Source organism: Bacillus sp. AY2-1, assembly GCF_008368965.1.
GTDB lineage: Bacteria > Bacillota > Bacilli > Bacillales > Bacillaceae_G > Bacillus_A > Bacillus_A thuringiensis_S.
Map to the genome: position 1 here is coordinate 1 of NZ_QPEL01000322.1, position 2,470 is coordinate 2,470.

The following is a 2,470-nucleotide window of genomic DNA, read 5'->3' on the forward strand; positions in this document are numbered from 1 at the left end:
AAATGATACATTTCATCAACACACCTCTTCTGATCTTTATGATAAATATAGAAAATTCAGCTCTTTAGGATTTAATTTTAGAATTCTCATAAAAGTATATAATAGATTAGACACATAATTGTCACAAATTAATAGTTTATCTACTTTATGATTACCTATGAAAACTTTATTACCACTTCAATATTTACTGCTAAACTAAAGCACTCTATACCTACAATTTCTTAAAACCCTTTTAAATAATCTTTCAAAAGAGTCGATAGTTTTATATTTTTTATTTTTTTATTGTACATTTGTACATTTGATGTTAGGATTATGCCTATTAAAATTGAATCCTAACGATTCTTCTTTATAATCTCCATGTTTTAATTGTTAAATAAAAATATAGATTCTGATATATATTTCAAATCAGAACGAAAATGTCGTTATTTTACAATGATGTCGTGGAATACCTTTAGAATGGAAAGATATATGCAACAACGTGTTAAGGGGTTACAGGGGGAACAAAAATGAGAGACTTTTTTGATGATAAGTATAAAAATATTGAATTGAAAAGGAGGTTAATAAATTTAATAAGTGAAATTAGCGAATTCAAAGGAAAATTAGCTGCTTATCAGGAACAAAACAAGGACATATTTAATAGCTTAGAAAAAACTATACCACTACATTACATAAAAAATTTCACAACTATTTACGAGGATATAAAAGTTCCTAATAAAAGATTAAAAGAACTTATTTTAGATGATATCGTACCTCAAAATATTTCGGAAGATGCTATTTTTTGCTATTATCAAACACTTTCTTTTGTACATAAAAACTCCTGTACTTTATTAATCAATCCAGCAACTATACAGGAATTACATTTTCAACTAATACATTACATTACCTCTGACAGTGCCAAATGGCGTGAAAAACCTTTTATTATTCCAGGAATTCCAGAACATGGAATGCACTTGAATAGTTACCGCATTCTTCCACATGAACTTATTCCACAGTTTATGGAGCAATTATGTGATCAATACAACTCATTAAATACTAGTAAGGGGCTTCATTCACTTTTATTAATAGCTCGTTTTATATTAAATTTTTATTGCATAGTCCCTTTCAATCAAGGTAATAACAGGTTGGCATTTATGTTAATGCAATTGCTGTTAATTAAGAGTGGACATACATTTGTAAAATATGTATGTTTGGATAAATATATTAAGAAACATGAATCTGATTATTACAATTCGATTTATAAATCTTCGGTGAATTGGTACTGCGAGGAACATAATAATAGCTTTTGGTTAAAAACGTTTTTAACCATTATATTAGAGGCTTACAAAGATCTTCATAACACAGTTCTAGATTCTATATGTAAACATACTAAAGTTGAGAGAATTCAGGATTTTATACTTAAACAAAAACAACCCTTTACTAAAGAAAGTATTCGTAACACTTATCCAGACATTGCAGAGAGTACAATCAGTAAGGCTTTAAATTCCTTGCAACTGTTTGGCCATATTAAGCTAGTTACAAAAGGAAGAAATGCAAAGTGGATTAAAATTTGACCATACTTTCAAGACACCTGAGGTTCAAAAATTCAATAATAACTTTATCATTGAATTTCATTTTAATTTTAAGCTATTATTACTTTTTTAGTTATTTCTAATTCCAACAAAACAGTTTATAGGAAAAGGTCCGCTTCCCTCCGCCTTTTCCTATAATAAAATTAAATATAAACATAGAATAATTGTCGAAAAAAGTCGCATTTTAATATTTTTTCTTTATTTTCTGGTTGTAAACGTTTCACTTTCATGTTACCATCTTAATCAAACAATAGATGGTAACATGAAAGTATTTCTTTCCCTTAGAAACATATAAACGTACGGTAATATCAAGAAAATAAGGCCAAAGAAATATTTGATACCTACCAAAATAATTAATAGGAATTTTGTTGCGCTATTTTTTCTGATAATTAAGAAAATGCATTTTGTCCCTAAACAAAATTTGTTAGTGCGCAAAATTCAAATACACTAGAACACCCAAATAAATGAAAAATGAATTCTTCCTACAAAATTTAGCTGATTAACATAAAGACATCTAAATTACTACCTTTATCGCCATCTATTGTTGACAACATATTTACCAACTAAAAAAGAACCTATCAAGGGTTCTTTTTATTATAATCATTCAAATTTCAATTCTATCTTAATACTTAAATTTCCACACAAATTACATCTGCTTTTTGCTCTCAATTATTGAATTAATAATATAGCACATCAAATTTATTAATTCTTATCTCCAATTAGTTTAAATTAGTGAATAAAATTCAATCATATAAAAATAATAAATACAACTAATCGTTATATATTAAAGAGGTGTCAATTTTGTCCTTAAATGAAGAGACCTTAGAAACTAAGACAGATAAAACCATTGAAAAGATTCAAACAAGTAACTTAAAACAACTTAAAAATACACTAGATAATAT

1 protein-coding gene is annotated in these 2,470 nt (G+C 26.9%); it reads left to right on the forward strand.

Translation table 11 applies throughout. From position 1 onward, the window contains the following. Positions 1-506: 506 nt before the first annotated feature. The gene (locus tag DN403_RS30835; RefSeq protein WP_001204206.1) at positions 507-1,550 is read left to right on the forward strand and encodes a Fic family protein; all 1,044 of its coding nucleotides are present in this window, start codon (positions 507-509) and stop codon (positions 1,548-1,550) included. Positions 1,551-2,470: the final 920 nt, after the last annotated feature.

What these genes read in the sequence shown, in the direction of transcription:
- DN403_RS30835 (WP_001204206.1), top strand. Translation starts at nt 507, where the DNA reads ATGAGAGACTTTTTTGATGATAAGTATAAAAATATTGAATTGAAAAGG.